This is a genomic window from Sphingomonadaceae bacterium OTU29LAMAA1, from assembly GCA_024072375.1.
Classification (GTDB): domain Bacteria; phylum Pseudomonadota; class Alphaproteobacteria; order Sphingomonadales; family Sphingomonadaceae; genus Sphingomonas.
Map to the genome: position 1 here is coordinate 1,790,539 of CP099617.1, position 14,291 is coordinate 1,804,829.

The window sequence follows — 14,291 nt, forward strand, 5'->3', positions numbered from 1 at the left end:
AGGTTTTCGAGGCCCTTTCGATGGTGGGCGTGGCAAGGATTGAACTTGCGACCCCTGCGATGTCAACACAGTGCTCTACCACTGAGCTACACGCCCGCCGGAGGTGGGCCATTAGCCGGGGCTGGCCCGGCTGGCAAGCGGTCAATTCGGTAAAATTAGCTCAACCCACTAACACTACCCACCTCAAACACGCGGTCGACCTCGGCGACGAGATCGCGCAGGTGGAACGGCTTCGACAGGACCCGCGCATTTGGCATCTCCCGCCCGGCCTTCAGCGTCACCGCTGCAAAGCCGGTGATGAACATCACGCGCAGGCCCGGCACCATTTCGGCGGCGCGGCGCGCCAGTTCGATGCCGTCCATCTCGGGCATCACGATATCGGTCAGTAGCAGGTCGAACGTCTCGGTTTCGAGCAACGGGATCGCCGCCGTACCGCGATCCACGGGCGAAACGGCATAACCCGCGCGTTCCAGCGCCCGCGTCAGATATTCGCGCATGATCTGGTCGTCTTCGGCCAGCAGGATTCTGATCATCGCTTCGTCGGTCCCCATTCGCGGCCGCATCTATGACGATGAGGTGTGAAGATTTCCAGAGCGCCGAACGCGCGAAACCGCTAAGCCGTGCCACAGATGGACGCTTCGTTCGAACGGATCGGCGGTCAGGAGCCGGATGGCACACCGCTGAGCCCTGTAGTGCTGTCGGTGCCGCACGCCGGCCGTGATTATCCGCTGGCGTTGCGCACCGCGCTACGCGTGCCCGAAGCCGCATTGGTGGTGCTGGAGGATCGCTACGTCGATCACGTCGCGCAGGGCGCTCGATCGGTCGAGACGATGCTGGTGCAACATCGCGCCCGTGCGTGGATCGATCTCAACCGCAGCGAGGCCGAGCGGGATGCCCGCGTCGACGAGGGCGCGCGATCGCATAGTCAGCCCACCGCGTCGACCAAGTTGCGCAGCGGTCTGGGGCTCGTCCCCCGTCGCGCCGGGGCGGCCGGCGACCTGTGGCGACGCCGCTTCACCGGGGCGGAGGTCGCGGCCCGTATCGTCGAGGATTATCGCCCGTATCACGAAGCGCTTGCCATGACGCTGGCCGCAGCGCGGGACAGGTTCGGGATCGCGGTGCTGCTCGACATACATTCGATGCCAGCGGTCGGTCCGCATGCCCGGATCGTGTTGGGCGACCGGTTTGGCCAGGCATCCGCCGGTCGCTTCGTCACGCGACTGGAGGCGGCAGCGGCGCAAACCGGCGTACGCACCGCGCTCAACACCCCCTACGCCGGCGGTCACATCCTGGAGCGGCAGGGCGCGCCGTCGCGGAATATCCACGCGATCCAGATCGAGATCGACCGGACTCTGTATCTCGACCCTATGCTCGACCGGCCCGGCACCGGTATGGCGCAGACCATCGCGATGCTGCGCACGATGATCGACGCTGTCACGGATGAGGCACTGGCAGGGCAAGCAGGCGCCACCGCGCTGGCAGCCGAATGAACGACATAAAAAAACCACCCCGTGCTGTTCGCACGAGGTGGCCAAGGTTCAGGGAGGAGGCACACTGAAAGTGTGCCATACGGCGTCGCGAAAGGGGGGACACGAGCGCCGTACAGAAGTAAAATAGGTGAACCGTGGATTGGTTCAACCCCGACGTACCCGCCCGATGATTATTTTTGCGAATGCCCTGTTCCGCGAGCCGATGCCGTAATCTGCCGCCGGACCTATCGACGCAACGCAGGCGCCATGCGGGTAAGCACGGTGTCGCGCAGGATCAGGTGATGCCGCAAGGCCGCTGCGATATGGAGCACCACCAACGCCGCCATGAGCCAGCCGATCGGCCCGTGCGCATCATGGCCAAGATCGGCCAGCCCCTTGCCGACCGGCAGCGTCGGAACATCGAACAGGCCGAACCACAGCAGCGGTCGGTGCGGACCGGGCCCCGACACCATCAGCCAACCGGTCAGCGGCATCGCGATCATCAGCAGGTACAAGGTCCAGTGCGTCGCGTGGGCGACGCCTTTTTCCCATACAGGCGTGCCGGCGGGCAAGGCGGGCGGTCGATGGGCAAGGCGCCAGGCGACGCGCCCGGCGGTCAGCAACAGCACGGTGATGCCGATCGCTTTATGCGCGCCCATCAGGGATCGCAGCACCGGAATGGCGTCGTGGCCGATCCCGATAACCAGATTGACGATGACCAGCACCGCGATCGACCAGTGAAAGGCGATCGCGACACCGGAATAATATTCGCCGCGGGAAAATCCTGCCATGTCGAGTCCCTTGCCGTAAGGATCCGACAGTCCCCCGCGCGCATGGCAGGGTCAAGCGCGGACGATAGTCACCGGCGGCCGGTCGGGAGAGCCGCAGGCGCCCCCCCGCCGCGCATCAGCCGATCTGCGGCTGCGGCGTCTTGCCCAGCGTGACCTGGCGCGCGAAGATTTCGCGCATCAGCGACAGCGAGAACAGGTGCGCGTACAACAGCGGCAGCATGCCCGACTGCGACATCTTGCGCAGCTGGTCGCCGCGCAGGCCTGCAAGCTTTTCCTCGTTGATCATCTGGAAGCCGCGATAGACGAACGGCTGCTGGTTCTGATCGGCCTGGATCGTCACCTCGCCCTCCATCAGCAGCTCCTGCTCGCGCAGCTCGTTCATGAAAGCCTGCGTACGCGCACCGGCCTGTTCGAACTGCTCGGCGAAGTCGAGAATCGCCTTTGTCGTCTGGCTCGGCTGGCCGTTCTCGAACAGCACGTCGCCCTCGTCGAACGCGCCGAGCGCTTCGGACGTCGGATCGAAGCAGAGCGACAGCTCGTCTGAGTCGGGGCGCAGGCGGGCGAGCATATACGGATAGCGTCGCACATAGGCCGGCACGTAGAAGTTCGTCTCGGTCAGCTTGCCGTCGTCGCCCATGAAGACGTTGACGCCTTCGTTAAGGCCCATCAGCGCCAGCGGAATGGCATCTTCGCCAACCGAGAATACGATCGGCATGTGACGCTGCACCATCGGGAATTCGTCCGTGGTGATCGGCACCGCATGCTGCCCGACCAGGAACGGTGCACTGTCCTGCTGCCGCACGCGCCAGGTCGCGTGGGTCTCGCTCGAAAGCGGCTCGAGGCCATTGTAGAACAGGGGAAGCGGCGCGCTGGCCATCGGAACTCTCCACGTCGTAATGTGTTTGCGGCGCAGCCGCGGTTGGCGCGTTGCTCTATTGGGCCGCAGCCTCAGGCGCAAGCGCGACGAGCTTGCCCGGATTGAGGATGTAGAGCGGGTCCATCGCCGTTTTGATCGCGCGGAGCGTCGCCAGCCGCGCCGGTGACGATAGCCGCTCCAGCTCGCCGCGCTTCATCTGGCCGATGCCATGCTCCGCGGCGATCGACCCGCCCGCGGCAATGACCAGATCGTCGACGAATCGCGTCACCTCCGGCACGTTCTCGGCATACCAGACGTCCGGGTCGGTACCCGGAGCAGCCCGGACGTGGAAGTGGATGTTGCCATCGCCCAGATGGCCGAAACCGCTGGCGTGCGTCCCGGGAAAGCGCGCCTCGCACGCCGCCGCCGCCTCGATCATGAACCGCGGCATGGTCTCCACCGGCACCGACAGATCGTGCTGCGATGCCGGTCCCAACGCCCGTTCCGAGTCGGAGATCGACTCGCGGATGCGCCAGAACGCTGCCGCCTGTGCCTCGCTGGCGGCGATCGTTGCATCGGCGACCAGATTGTCCCCCAGCGCATCGGCTAGCAGGCGCTCCATCAGCGCAGCTCCCATGGCATCGGTATGCTCGATCAGGACATGCCACGCATGATCGCCAACAACCGGCGCCCGCGCGCCGGGAACGTAGGCGAGCACCGCGGCCAGCGATTCGCGTGGCAGGATTTCGAAACTTTCCAGCGCCTCGGTCGCCTGCTGGAAGCGGCGGAGCAGAATAAGGGCAGCCTTTGGGTCGGCGACCGTCACCCAGGCCGTCGCACGAATCTCAGGCACAGGCACCAGCCGGAGCGTTGCGGCGGTGACGACGCCCAGCGTCCCCTCCGCCCCGACCAGCAATTGTGTCAGGTCGTATCCGCGATTGTCCTTCTTCAGCGCCGCCAGACCGTCGTGGATGCTGCCATCCGCCAGCACCACTTCGAGCCCCGCGACCAGGCCGCGCATCGATCCGAAGCGCAGCACCTGCGTTCCCCCGGCATTGGTAGACACGAGTCCGCCGATGGTCGCGCTGCCCTTTGCGCCCAGCGTAAGTGGGAAACGACGCTCCACCGCCGATGCCGCGTCGTGCAGGTCGGACAGGATTACTCCCGCCTCCGCCACCGCCAGCCCGGCTTCTGCATCGACCGACCGGATGCGATTCATTCGCCGCAACGACAGGATCAGCGCCGAACCGTCCGCAGGCGGGGTCGCTCCGCCCACCATCGAGCTGTTGCCGCCCTGTGGCACCAGCGGAACCCGATGTCGCACCGCCGCCGCGACGATCGCCGAAACCTCCGCGGTCGAAGCCGGCGCCAGTAAGGCCGGGGACCGACCGTGGAAGCGCCGGCGCCAGTCGGTTTCCCATGGTGCGATATCGGCAGGATCGGTGATGATGCCGTTCGGTCCCAAATCGGGACGGAGCGCATCGAGCATGGCGGATTGCGCGGGCGTCATGCCGCGGTGCGCTAGGCCAAGTTCATCGCGTGTTCAACGACGGTGGCTAGGAACCGGAGCCTGCCATGCTGCATCCCGCCTTCCCCGTATCCCTCCTCGCCCTCGCTGCACCCGCCGTCGCGTTTGTCGGCGATGCGCTGGCGCAACTCGACGGGGTGCAATGGGCGCAGGCGACGATCCACGAACGCGTCGTGATTCGCGTTCCCCGTATGAGCATGAGCCGATCGGTCGGGCGCGTCGCAATTCCGGCACCGATCGTCCGCTACAAGGAAAAGAAGGGGCCGAAGTGCGTCGCCGTCGCCGATCTTGGCGGCGCGTTGATCACCGAAGCTGGTGCGGTCGATCTCGTGATGGCAGGCGGCAAGCGTCTGCGTGCGAAACTGGACGACGATTGCGGACCGATGGACTTCTATAGCGGCTTCTACCTGCGCCCCGCCGCCGACGGAAAGGTGTGCGCCGATCGGGACGTCATCCGGATGCGTTCGGGAGCCAGTTGCGGAATCAGCACGTTCAAGACGCTTCAGGTCTCTCGCTGACCGCCTTTTCTTGACTTTTGCTGGCAAATCCGCAAGCGCCCGGTTAGCGTTGCTGCGCGCGTGTGCGGCCGTTCTTTTCCGGACCTTTGCATGAGCCTTTTGGCATGAGCTTCGCCGACCTCGGCCTTTCCGACGAACTCCTGACGGCGGTCACCGACGCCGGCTATACGGAGCCGACCCCGATCCAGGCGCAGGCGATCCCGTCGGTACTGATGATGCGCGACCTGATTGGCATCGCCCAGACGGGAACGGGCAAGACTGCCGCGTTCGTACTGCCGATGATCGACATCCTGTCGCACGGCCGCAGCCGCGCCCGCATGCCGCGCTCGCTGATTCTGGAGCCGACGCGCGAACTCGCTGCGCAGGTTGCCGAGAATTTCGAGAAATACGGCGCGGGCACCAAGCTGTCGATGGCGCTGCTGATCGGCGGCGTGTCGATGGGCGACCAGATCAAGGCGCTGGAAAAAGGCGTCGACGTGCTGATCGCGACGCCCGGTCGCCTGATGGATCTGTTCGGGCGCGGCAACATTCTGCTCACCGGCTGCTCGATGCTGGTCATCGATGAAGCGGACCGGATGCTCGACATGGGGTTCATCCCCGATATCGAGGAAATCTGCACCAAACTGCCCAAGACGCGCCAGACTCTCCTGTTCTCGGCGACGATGCCTGCCCCGATCAAGCGGCTTGCTGACAAGTTCCTCGACAACCCCAAGACGATCGAGGTGTCGCGGCCGGCATCGACCAACCTCAGCATCAAGCAATATCTGGTGCCGGTGTCGGGCGTGGCGGCGAAGAAGCGCGACGCGCTGCGCCAGCTGCTGAACACCGACGAGGTGCGCAACGCGATCATTTTCTGCAATCGCAAGACCACCGTGCGCGAGCTCAACAAGAGCCTGAAGCAGCACGGCTTCAAATCCGGCGAGATCCATGGCGACATGGAACAGGCGCAGCGGATTGCCGAGCTGGACCTGTTCAAGGACGGCAAGATCAACATCCTGGTGGCGTCCGACGTCGCTGCACGCGGGCTTGACATCAAGGGTGTCAGTCACGTGTTCAACTTCGATGCGCCGTGGCATCCCGACGATTACGTCCACCGTATCGGCCGCACCGGCCGCGGTGGCGCGACCGGCATCGCGTTCACGCTGGTGACGTCGGAAGATGCCGAGAACATCCAGAATATCGAGAAGCTGACCGGGCAGAAGATCGATCGGCTCGAGATCGGCGCCGCTCCCAAGGCGGAAGCTCCGGCCACGGAAGAACCGCGTCGTGCCCGCCGCGAGCGTGCGCCGCGTGGTGAGGGCCGGCGCGAGCGCGCACCGCGTGCCGAAGTCGAGGAAGCGCCGCAGGTCGAGCGCGAGGCGGAGGTCGAGGCAGCTCCGCAGCAGACCGAACGTCCGCAACGCGCGCCGCGCGCCGGGCCGACGTTCACGCCGCCGCCGCGGCGCGACGTGCGCCGCGATGACCGCAATGATCGTCGTCCGCGTCGCGACGAGCGCGACGATGGTCCGGACGAAGGCTGGAACGGTCCGATCCCGGACTTCCTCAACGCGGTGATCGCGCTCTGATGCCGGGCGGCGGTCGCCCCCGCCGCCCGTCCGATGCCGTGATCCAGCCGGTGCCGCCGGTGGTGATCGTCAGTCCCTGCACCGGCGTATGCGCCATCGACGCCGGGGACCTGTGCCGCGGCTGCGGTCGCACGCTGGACGAAATCGCCGCGTGGAGCGTGATGACGCCGGCAGAGCGCGATGCGATCATGGTGGCATTGCCGACGCGACGCAGGGCGCCGCGATAACGGCGGTCACACCGTCGGCTTCGTGTCGATCGGCGTCAGGCCCTTGTCGTCACCTCGGGATGTTCCCCGACTGCTGTCCTCCGTGACCGGGAGAGGTGCAGACAACCCGTAGCCGTAGCAAGCGCCTTATCAAGACGCGCCGGGGCCTTCGGTTCGCTCGCACTGACCACAGTGACAGCTCAGGTGGCAGCCATCGCGGCCATTGCCGCGTCGTCCAGCGCCGCGGCCCGCTCATACGCCTCCCGCGCCGTCAGCCGCGCGATATAAGCATCGAACGCGTCGCGCTTCGGTAGCGAACCGAACTGCGCGCCCCAGATCACCTGCGACCCGACGTAGACGTCCGCTGCCGTAAACCGATCGCCGGCGATATATTCATGCGCCGCCACCGCCTGTTCCAGTACATCGACCATGCGGTCGTAGGTGCCATAACCAGCCATCCGCTGTTGCTGATCGGTCGGCGCGACACCGAGCGAGCGGTTGGTGATCGCGGCCTCGACCGGCCCGGCCGCGAAGAACAGCCAGCGATAATAGTCCGCCCGTTCGTCTTCGCGTGGGGCGAGGCCGGCACCGGGAAACGCCTCGGCAAGATAGGCGCAGATCGCGGCACATTCCGTCACCGTCTTGCCTCCGTGAATGATCGCCGGCACCTTCGCCATCGGGTTGACCGACAGGAACGGCTGCTCCTTCATCGTCGAGGCATAGTCGAGCAACACGGCATCGTAGTCGACGCCGGCCTCCTCCAGCATCCAGCGCGCAATCCGACCGCGCGACATCGGGTTCGTGTAAAGAATCAGGTCGGCCATTTGCAATTCTCTCATCAGACTCGCCGGAACAAAGATCGAACGATCCTGTCTCCAGTGTCAAGCGTGGCGATCGAGGTTGTTCGCGAACAGATCGAGCATCTTTCCCCACGCGCGCTCGGCCTGTGGCTGATTGTAGACCTTGCTGTCGATCACGCACCAGCCGTGCATCGCACCGTCATAGACCTCGATCTCGGCAGGGCGCTTCGCGGTCGTGAATGCCTCCCGCAGCGCGACCTTGTCGTTCGGGTTGCGTGCATCGTCGTTGGTGGCGATCGCGATCAGATAACCGCCGCGCAACTGCGGGACCAGCTTGTGCGGGCTGTCAGGGGCATCGTTGACCAGCCCTGCGCCGTGGAACGAGGCACCAGCCTTGATCCGTGATGAGGCTGCCGCGGTGCGGATCACCATCGGCCCACCCATGCAATAGCCGGCGCTGCCGATACCGCGTTTCGTATCCACTTCCTTCTGCGTGTCGAGGAAGGCGACGAAGGTCTTGCCGTCGCTGGTTACCGCCGCGGGCGTCAGGACCGCCCGCCATGGCGTGATCCGTTCGCGAACCGCCGGCTGGTCGAACGACTCGCCCGGCTGGACGATCGGCGACTTGGCCGAGCGGTAGAACTGGTTGACGACCAGCACTGCGTAGCCAGACTGGGCGAGCCGGTCCGCCATCGTGCGGAACGCGGGACGCAGGCCCATGATGTCGGGCCATATCAGCACCGCCGGATGCTTGCCGGCCGTCGGTGCGGTAAAATAGGCGTCGCACTGGCCATCGGGCGTGGTGATGACCACGTCGCGGCCCTTGATCGGCTTCGCGTTCGCCGGAGCGGGCAGCAGCACCGCCGCGCCGATCGCGCCCGCGGCGGCACCCAGTTGACGCCGGGACAGATGACGGTCGGTATCGGCGGCGGTCAATTCGTCGCACATGCGCGCTCTCCCAAGTATTCGGGGGAGGCTAGCCGAGACTCACCGCCGGTGCCAACGCATTACGTGTTCCTGCTCTCGCAGGATCGGAGACACAGTTCGGCCGGACCGCGTCAGCGCTTGAACGGATCGTTGAACAGTGCCGCCGCCGCCGCCGCGGGATCGTTATGATCGACATCGACACCGCGCGCCGCTGCGTCACGCTCAGCCCGCAACGATGCGATCAGCGCCTCGCGGTCGCCTTCAAGGCGCGTATCGGTCGGTGCGGCCTCGTTGCCCGATGCCTTCGACGCCTTGGCGACCGCGGCATCCAGTTCACGCTGCGTCGTCAGACCGAGCGTCACCGGATCCTTCGGCGTGATGTTGCCGATGTTCCAGTGGCTGCGATCGCGGATCGCGGCGATCGTGGTGCGGGTGGTGCCGATCAGGTTGCTGATCGCGCCGTCCGTGATCTCGGGATGGTTGCGGATGATCCAGGCGATGCCGTCGGGCTTGTCCTGACGCTTCGACACCGGGGTGTAGCGCGGCCCCTTGGTACGGCGGACCTGCTCGGGGCCCTTGATCATCTTCAGGCGATAGGCCGGATCGGCCTGGCCCTTGTCGACCTCTTCCTGCGTCACCTCGTGCGCACGGATCGGGTCGCGCCCGGTCAGCTTGGTCGCGGCGGTGTCGTCGGCGATCGCCTGCACTTCCAGGATGTGGAGACCGCAGAAGTCCGCGATCTGGTCGAAAGACAGCGACGTGTTGTCGACCATCCAGGAAGCGGTCGCATGAGGCATGAGCGGCTGGGCCACGGGAAAACTCCGTCGGAAATAAATAGGGCCGCCCCTTATCGGAGCGGCCGTGTCATAACCTGCGATGTACTGCGCACTGCTCGGAAGGGCAAGGTGCGACGGCAGCTATAGCGTCAGCACGATCTTGCCGACATGATCGCCCTCTTCCATCCGGGCGTGCGCGGCCGCGGCCTCGCCAAGCGGAAATACCTGATCGATCACCGGGCGCAGCCGGCCGGACTCGACATGCGGCCACACCGTACGGGCGATCTCGTCTGCCACCAGCGTCTTGAAGGCGGTGTCGCGCGGGCGCAGCGTCGATCCGGTCAACGTCAGGCGGCGGCGCATGATCTCGAACAGCGGGATCGTCGCCTGTGGCCCGCCCTGCACCGCGATCGAAACGTGGCGACCGTCGTCGGCGAGGCATTGAAGGTTGCGCGGCACGTAATCGCCGCCGACCATATCGATGACTGCGGTGACGCCCTTGCCGTCGGTGATCGCCTTCACCTGTTCGACGAAATCGTGCGTCTTGTAGTTGATCGCGTGATCCGCGCCCAGTTCCAGCGCCCGCGCGCACTTCGCGTCCGATCCCGCGGTGACGATGATCGTCAGGCCGAAGATGTTGGACAACGCGATCGCCATCGTTCCGATGCCGCTGGTACCGCCGTGTAGCAGCACGCTGTCGCCCTCGGTTGCGAAGGCGCGTTCGAACAGATTGGTCCAGACGGTGAACAGCGTCTCGGGTATCGCCGCCGCCTCGATCATCTCCAACCCCTCGGGGATCGGCAGACACTGACCGGCGGGCGCAACGGCGTATTCAGCATAGCCGCCCCCGGCGAGCAGCGCGCAGACCGGCTGACCCAATTGCGTGTCCTCCACTCCCTCGCCCACCGCGACGATCGTACCGGCGATTTCCAGACCGGGGATCGAGGAAGCGCCCGGTGGCGGCGCATAGCCGCCCTTGCGCTGAAGCACGTCGGGACGGTTGACACCGGCGGCGGCGACGCGGATCAGCACTTCGCCCGCACCCGGCTGCGGCACCGGTCGCTCGACCAGCCGAAGCACCTCCGGTCCGCCCGGCGCCTCCGGGTCGATCGCCTGCATCATCTGGGGCAGTTCGCTCATCCCGTCGCATCCTTCGCGTCCGATCCGCGCGCCTTATTGACATCACCGGGGCAAGGGTCAACGTTGATAGACGATGGATCTGGACGACGCCCCTTCGCGTCCCAACGACGCATTGACCGAGCTGCTGCGGCAGGACCTCGATCCGTTGTCTGTCGACGAGCTGGATTCGCGCATTGCCGCGCTGGAAGGTGAGATCGCTCGCACCCGCGCCGCGCGCGATCGATCGGTTAACCACCGCGCAAGCGCCGACGCGTTATTCAGGCGATGAGCCGTTGCCGCACCGGATGGGCACAGAGCCCTTCGCTCCGGTCGCGGTGTCAAGAGCTTGATGGACGCGCCCCCGATACCGACATTGGTGGAAAGGACGCGGCGACGCACCCCCGGCGCCTCCATAGTCCGACTGGAGTAATCTGAATGCCATCCTTCGCCCCCGCGCTCGAGACTACGCTCCACAAGGCGCTCGAAGCCGCGTCCTCGCGTCGGCACGAATATGCGACGCTCGAACATCTGCTGCTCGCGTTGATCGGCGACGAACATGCCTCCAAGGTCATGGAAGCCTGCCACGTCGACCTGGGCGAGCTCAAGACCACCGTCGCGCACTACCTCGACACCGAACTCGACGCACTGAAGGTCGATGCCTCGACCGACCCGTCGCCGACCAGCGGCTTCCAGCGGGTCGTGCAGCGCGCGATCCTGCACGTGCAATCGTCGGGCCGTGACGAGGTGACCGGCGCCAATGTGCTCGTCGCGCTGTTCAGCGAGCGGGAGAGCTATGCCGTCTACTTCCTGCAGCAGCAGGACATGAGCCGCCTCGATGCCGTGAGCTTCATCAGCCACGGCGTCGGCAAGGGCGGCACCGCCGACGCCACGCCGCCGAAAGGCGCCGAGGAGGACAAGCCCGCCAAGGGACAGGAGAAGGGCAAGACGGAAAGCGCACTCAAGCAATTCACCGTCGACCTCAACGAAAAGGCCAAGATCGGCAAGGTCGATCCGCTGATCGGGCGCGGGCCGGAGGTGGATCGCACGATCCAGATCCTGTGCCGCCGGTCGAAGAACAATCCGCTGTACGTGGGCGATCCCGGCGTCGGCAAGACCGCCATCGCGGAAGGGCTCGCACGCAAGATCGTCGAGGGCGAGGTTCCCGACGTGCTCAAGGAAGCGGTCATCTACAGCCTCGACATGGGGTCGTTGCTGGCCGGCACCCGCTATCGCGGCGATTTCGAGGAGCGGCTGAAGGCGGTCGTCAACGAACTCGAGAAGCTGCCGCATGCGGTGCTGTTCATCGACGAGATCCACACCGTGATCGGTGCGGGCGCAACGTCTGGTGGCGCGATGGACGCGTCCAACCTGCTCAAGCCCGCACTGTCGGGCGGCACGATCCGTTGCATCGGTTCCACCACCTACAAGGAATTCCGCAACCATTTCGAAAAGGATCGTGCGCTGCTGCGCCGGTTCCAGAAGATCGACGTCAACGAACCGACGATCGAGGATACGATCAAGATCCTCGCCGGCCTGCGCTCGGCGTTCGAGGATCACCATAACGTCAAATATACGCCCGATGCGATCAAGTCGGCGGTGGAGCTGTCGGCGCGTTACATCAATGACCGCAAGCTGCCCGACAAGGCGATCGACGTGATCGACGAGGTCGGCGCGATGCAGATGCTGGTGCCGGCGAACAAGCGGAAGAAGACGATCACCGCCAAGGAGATCGAACAGGTGATCGCGACGATGGCGCGCATCCCGCCGAAGTCGGTCTCGACCGACGACAAGGCGGCGCTGGAAAGTCTCGAGACCGATCTCAAGCGCGTCGTGTTCGGCCAGAACAGCGCGATCGAGAAGCTGGCGTCGGCGATCAAGCTCGCCCGCGCGGGCCTGCGCGAGCCGGAGAAGCCGATCGGCAACTATCTGTTCACCGGCCCCACCGGCGTCGGCAAGACGGAGGTCGCCAAGCAGCTGTCGTCGATCCTCGGCATCCCGCTCCAGCGGTTCGACATGTCCGAATATATGGAGCGGCATTCGGTCAGCCGGCTGATCGGTGCGCCTCCCGGCTATGTCGGGTTCGATCAGGGCGGGTTGCTCACGGATGCGGTCGACCAGAACCCGCATTGCGTGCTGCTGCTCGACGAGATCGAGAAGGCGCATCCCGATTTGTTCAACATCCTGTTGCAGGTGATGGATAACGGGCGCCTGACCGATCAGCACGGCAAGTCGGTGGATTTCCGCAACGTCATCCTCATCATGACCACCAATGCCGGTGCCTCGGACATGGCGCGCGAGACGGTCGGCTTCGGCAATCTGACGCGCGAGGGCGAGGACGAGCAGGCGGTGCAGAAGATGTTCACGCCGGAATTCCGCAACCGGCTCGATGCGATCGTGCCGTTCGGGTATCTGCCGACCGAGGTGGTCGCGCGGGTGGTGGACAAGTTCATCCTCCAGCTCGAACTCCAGCTTGCCGACCGCAACGTCCACATCAATCTGGACGATGCCGCGAAGAGCTGGCTGACCGAGAAGGGCTATGACAAGCTGTACGGCGCGCGTCCGATGGGTCGCCTGATCCAGGAAAAGATCAAGCAGCCGTTGGCCGAGGAATTGCTGTTCGGCAAGCTGGTCCATGGCGGCGAGGTGACGGTGCGGATGAAGGATGGCGCGCTGTCCTTCGCGATCGAAGCCGCGGCGCCCAAGAAGCCGCGCAAGAAAGGCAAGGCCGAGCCGGTCGATGCCAAGTAAGCGTTAGAACAACCTCCGAAACGGACCGGACTTTAGCCAGTTCGGTCCGCATCGGTGATAATGCTTTCGGGTGCCGACATTCGACGCCCCTACCCAACTGCTCCCCGACCCAGACGTTCGCGCCTCCAGCGATGCAAAGGCGCTGGCAGACGCGGCGGCCGGGCGGATGATCGACAGCAAGACGGTGGCCCGCTGGCTGGGTGGATGGCATCTTGCCCGGACCAGCTTCGACGACCTTTGCCACGTATCTCCCTTGCATCGTGATCGGCCTGCATCGCCCGATTCCGGCAGTGGGTTCCGCATCCGGTCGAACGACGCCGTCGGCGCTTTTCCCCTCATGTGGACCCAAACCGCGATAGACGAATGCAGTCGCATGCGACGGATATTCACTGTTATCAGCGACGAAGCGGAACCCCGTTTCGCCGCGGCCCTGGTTACGGTGATGGTGCGCCTGATCGTCGATGGCCCCGGTTGGGATAGCGGCATCGCGGACGTTCCGCTGCTGCCGCCATTCGCGCTACGTGTCATGATCGAGGACACCGGCCTGACGGTACTGGGCCCGCGACAGCCCCACATGCTGGTTTGAACGGTCGCACGCCGCCGGGCGGGTCTAGCGAAACGGCGGTTCCAGTGACTCCGTCCGCAGCGCGGTCATCGCAGCTTTCGTCGGGGTGGTCAGCGCATCGGGCATGGCATCCAGCGGAAACCATTCAGGTCCGTGGTGCTTCGCCGGCTCCATATTGCGCGGAGTTCCAGTGAAGGCATCGGCGCGATAGATCGGTGCGACCCAATGCGTCCCCCGCGCCACGTCGATCTGGTCGACGAAGCACAGCAAGCGTGCGGCGACCACGACGATGCCCAACTCCTCGACGATCTCCCGTCGCATTGCAGCCTAGGCTGATTCGGTCTGCACGTCCGGTGCAACGAACGCGTTCACCGGGATATCTGCCATTGGTATCGCCTGTCCTCGCCCGTTCCAGGCCAATCC

General features: G+C 65.3%; 16 protein-coding genes and 1 tRNA gene. 7 read left to right on the plus strand and 10 right to left on the minus strand.

Features of this window, described 5'->3' with window-relative positions:
* Positions 1–21: 21 nt before the first annotated feature.
* Both NF699_08715 and NF699_08720 read right to left on the minus strand, forming a co-directional pair.
* Positions 22–96 (minus strand) — tRNA-Val (locus NF699_08715).
* 59 nt (positions 97–155) lie between these two features.
* A complete protein-coding gene (locus NF699_08720; GenBank protein USU06723.1) occupies positions 156–533 on the minus strand; it encodes a response regulator in 378 nt (125 codons plus the stop codon).
* A 96-nt stretch (positions 534–629) separates the two neighbouring features.
* On the opposite strand from NF699_08720, the gene NF699_08725 reads away from it, so the two are divergent.
* Entirely contained in the window at positions 630–1,490 is an 861-nt protein-coding gene (locus NF699_08725; GenBank protein USU06724.1) for an N-formylglutamate amidohydrolase, read from the plus strand.
* A gap of 224 nt (positions 1,491–1,714) precedes the next feature.
* Here the strand turns inward: NF699_08725 and NF699_08730 are convergent, their stop codons facing one another.
* The 3 genes from NF699_08730 to NF699_08740 all read right to left on the minus strand — a co-directional run bounded on the left by NF699_08730 (position 1,715) and on the right by NF699_08740 (position 4,626).
* Positions 1,715–2,260 (minus strand): cytochrome b, encoded by a 546-nt coding sequence (locus tag NF699_08730; protein USU06725.1) that lies wholly within the window; start codon positions 2,258–2,260, stop codon positions 1,715–1,717.
* A gap of 115 nt (positions 2,261–2,375) precedes the next feature.
* Positions 2,376–3,137, minus strand: coding sequence for a SapC family protein (locus NF699_08735; protein ID USU06726.1), 762 nt, complete (start codon positions 3,135–3,137; stop codon positions 2,376–2,378).
* Between the two features lie 55 nt (positions 3,138–3,192).
* Positions 3,193–4,626, minus strand: a complete 1,434-nt coding sequence (locus NF699_08740) for an FAD-binding oxidoreductase (protein ID USU06727.1) — start codon at positions 4,624–4,626, stop codon at positions 3,193–3,195.
* Between the two features lie 65 nt (positions 4,627–4,691).
* Between NF699_08740 and NF699_08745 the strand changes: the two genes are divergently transcribed.
* The 3 genes from NF699_08745 (at position 4,692) to NF699_08755 (ending at position 6,954) form a co-directional block, all read left to right on the plus strand.
* Positions 4,692–5,162, plus strand: a complete 471-nt coding sequence (locus NF699_08745) for a hypothetical protein (GenBank protein USU06728.1) — start codon at positions 4,692–4,694, stop codon at positions 5,160–5,162.
* Between the two features lie 104 nt (positions 5,163–5,266).
* Positions 5,267–6,727: a DEAD/DEAH box helicase gene (locus NF699_08750; GenBank protein ID USU06729.1), complete on the plus strand. Its 1,461-nt coding sequence runs from the start codon at positions 5,267–5,269 to the stop codon at positions 6,725–6,727.
* Positions 6,727–6,954 carry a DUF1289 domain-containing protein gene (locus tag NF699_08755; GenBank protein ID USU06730.1) on the plus strand — a complete coding sequence of 76 codons (228 nt, stop codon included), beginning with the start codon at positions 6,727–6,729 and terminating at the stop codon, positions 6,952–6,954. The genes NF699_08750 and NF699_08755 overlap by 1 nt, the downstream gene beginning before the upstream one ends.
* 179 nt (positions 6,955–7,133) lie before the next feature.
* Here the strand turns inward: NF699_08755 and NF699_08760 are convergent, their stop codons facing one another.
* From NF699_08760 to NF699_08775, 4 genes are all read right to left on the minus strand, one after another.
* Positions 7,134–7,757, minus strand: a complete 624-nt coding sequence (locus NF699_08760; protein ID USU06731.1) for a glutathione S-transferase family protein — start codon at positions 7,755–7,757, stop codon at positions 7,134–7,136.
* Positions 7,758–7,814: 57 nt separating this feature from the next.
* Complete coding sequence (locus NF699_08765; GenBank protein USU06732.1) at positions 7,815–8,681, minus strand: dienelactone hydrolase family protein; 867 nt, start codon at positions 8,679–8,681, stop codon at positions 7,815–7,817.
* Positions 8,682–8,791: 110 nt separating this feature from the next.
* Entirely contained in the window at positions 8,792–9,457 is a 666-nt protein-coding gene (locus NF699_08770) for a DUF1013 domain-containing protein (protein USU07038.1), read from the minus strand.
* A gap of 120 nt (positions 9,458–9,577) precedes the next feature.
* A complete protein-coding gene (locus NF699_08775) occupies positions 9,578–10,576 on the minus strand; it encodes an NAD(P)H-quinone oxidoreductase (protein USU06733.1) in 999 nt (332 codons plus the stop codon).
* Positions 10,577–10,649: 73 nt separating this feature from the next.
* Here NF699_08775 and NF699_08780 point away from each other — a divergent pair, with 73 nt between their 5' ends.
* From NF699_08780 to NF699_08790, 3 genes are all read left to right on the plus strand, one after another.
* Positions 10,650–10,844: a DUF1192 domain-containing protein gene (locus tag NF699_08780; GenBank protein USU06734.1), complete on the plus strand. Its 195-nt coding sequence runs from the start codon at positions 10,650–10,652 to the stop codon at positions 10,842–10,844.
* Positions 10,845–10,990: 146 nt separating this feature from the next.
* Positions 10,991–13,303, plus strand: a complete 2,313-nt coding sequence (gene clpA, locus NF699_08785; protein ID USU06735.1) for an ATP-dependent Clp protease ATP-binding subunit ClpA — start codon at positions 10,991–10,993, stop codon at positions 13,301–13,303.
* 166 nt (positions 13,304–13,469) lie between these two features.
* Positions 13,470–13,889, plus strand: coding sequence for a hypothetical protein (locus NF699_08790; GenBank protein ID USU06736.1), 420 nt, complete (start codon positions 13,470–13,472; stop codon positions 13,887–13,889).
* A gap of 24 nt (positions 13,890–13,913) precedes the next feature.
* Here the strand turns inward: NF699_08790 and NF699_08795 are convergent, their stop codons facing one another.
* A complete protein-coding gene (locus NF699_08795) occupies positions 13,914–14,189 on the minus strand; it encodes an NUDIX domain-containing protein (GenBank protein USU06737.1) in 276 nt (91 codons plus the stop codon).
* Positions 14,190–14,291: the final 102 nt, after the last annotated feature.

Excerpts from the sequence above, each read along its gene's own strand:
- NF699_08735 (USU06726.1), bottom strand. The coding sequence starts at position 3,137 with ATGGCCAGCGCGCCGCTTCCCCTGTTCTACAATGGCCTCGAGCCGCTT.
- NF699_08790 (USU06736.1), top strand. The coding sequence starts at position 13,470 with ATGATCGACAGCAAGACGGTGGCCCGCTGGCTGGGTGGATGGCATCTT.
- NF699_08730 (USU06725.1), bottom strand. The coding sequence starts at position 2,260 with ATGGCAGGATTTTCCCGCGGCGAATATTATTCCGGTGTCGCGATCGCC.
- clpA (USU06735.1), top strand. The coding sequence starts at position 10,991 with ATGCCATCCTTCGCCCCCGCGCTCGAGACTACGCTCCACAAGGCGCTC.
- NF699_08765 (USU06732.1), bottom strand. The coding sequence starts at position 8,681 with ATGTGCGACGAATTGACCGCCGCCGATACCGACCGTCATCTGTCCCGG.
- NF699_08780 (USU06734.1), top strand. The coding sequence starts at position 10,650 with ATGGATCTGGACGACGCCCCTTCGCGTCCCAACGACGCATTGACCGAG.
- NF699_08745 (USU06728.1), top strand. The coding sequence starts at position 4,692 with ATGCTGCATCCCGCCTTCCCCGTATCCCTCCTCGCCCTCGCTGCACCC.
- NF699_08720 (USU06723.1), bottom strand. The coding sequence starts at position 533 with ATGATCAGAATCCTGCTGGCCGAAGACGACCAGATCATGCGCGAATAT.
- NF699_08795 (USU06737.1), bottom strand. The coding sequence starts at position 14,189 with ATGCGACGGGAGATCGTCGAGGAGTTGGGCATCGTCGTGGTCGCCGCA.
- NF699_08760 (USU06731.1), bottom strand. The coding sequence starts at position 7,757 with ATGGCCGACCTGATTCTTTACACGAACCCGATGTCGCGCGGTCGGATT.
- NF699_08750 (USU06729.1), top strand. The coding sequence starts at position 5,267 with ATGAGCTTCGCCGACCTCGGCCTTTCCGACGAACTCCTGACGGCGGTC.
- NF699_08755 (USU06730.1), top strand. The coding sequence starts at position 6,727 with ATGCCGGGCGGCGGTCGCCCCCGCCGCCCGTCCGATGCCGTGATCCAG.
- NF699_08740 (USU06727.1), bottom strand. The coding sequence starts at position 4,626 with ATGACGCCCGCGCAATCCGCCATGCTCGATGCGCTCCGTCCCGATTTG.
- NF699_08725 (USU06724.1), top strand. The coding sequence starts at position 630 with ATGGACGCTTCGTTCGAACGGATCGGCGGTCAGGAGCCGGATGGCACA.
- NF699_08775 (USU06733.1), bottom strand. The coding sequence starts at position 10,576 with ATGAGCGAACTGCCCCAGATGATGCAGGCGATCGACCCGGAGGCGCCG.
- NF699_08770 (USU07038.1), bottom strand. The coding sequence starts at position 9,457 with ATGCCTCATGCGACCGCTTCCTGGATGGTCGACAACACGTCGCTGTCT.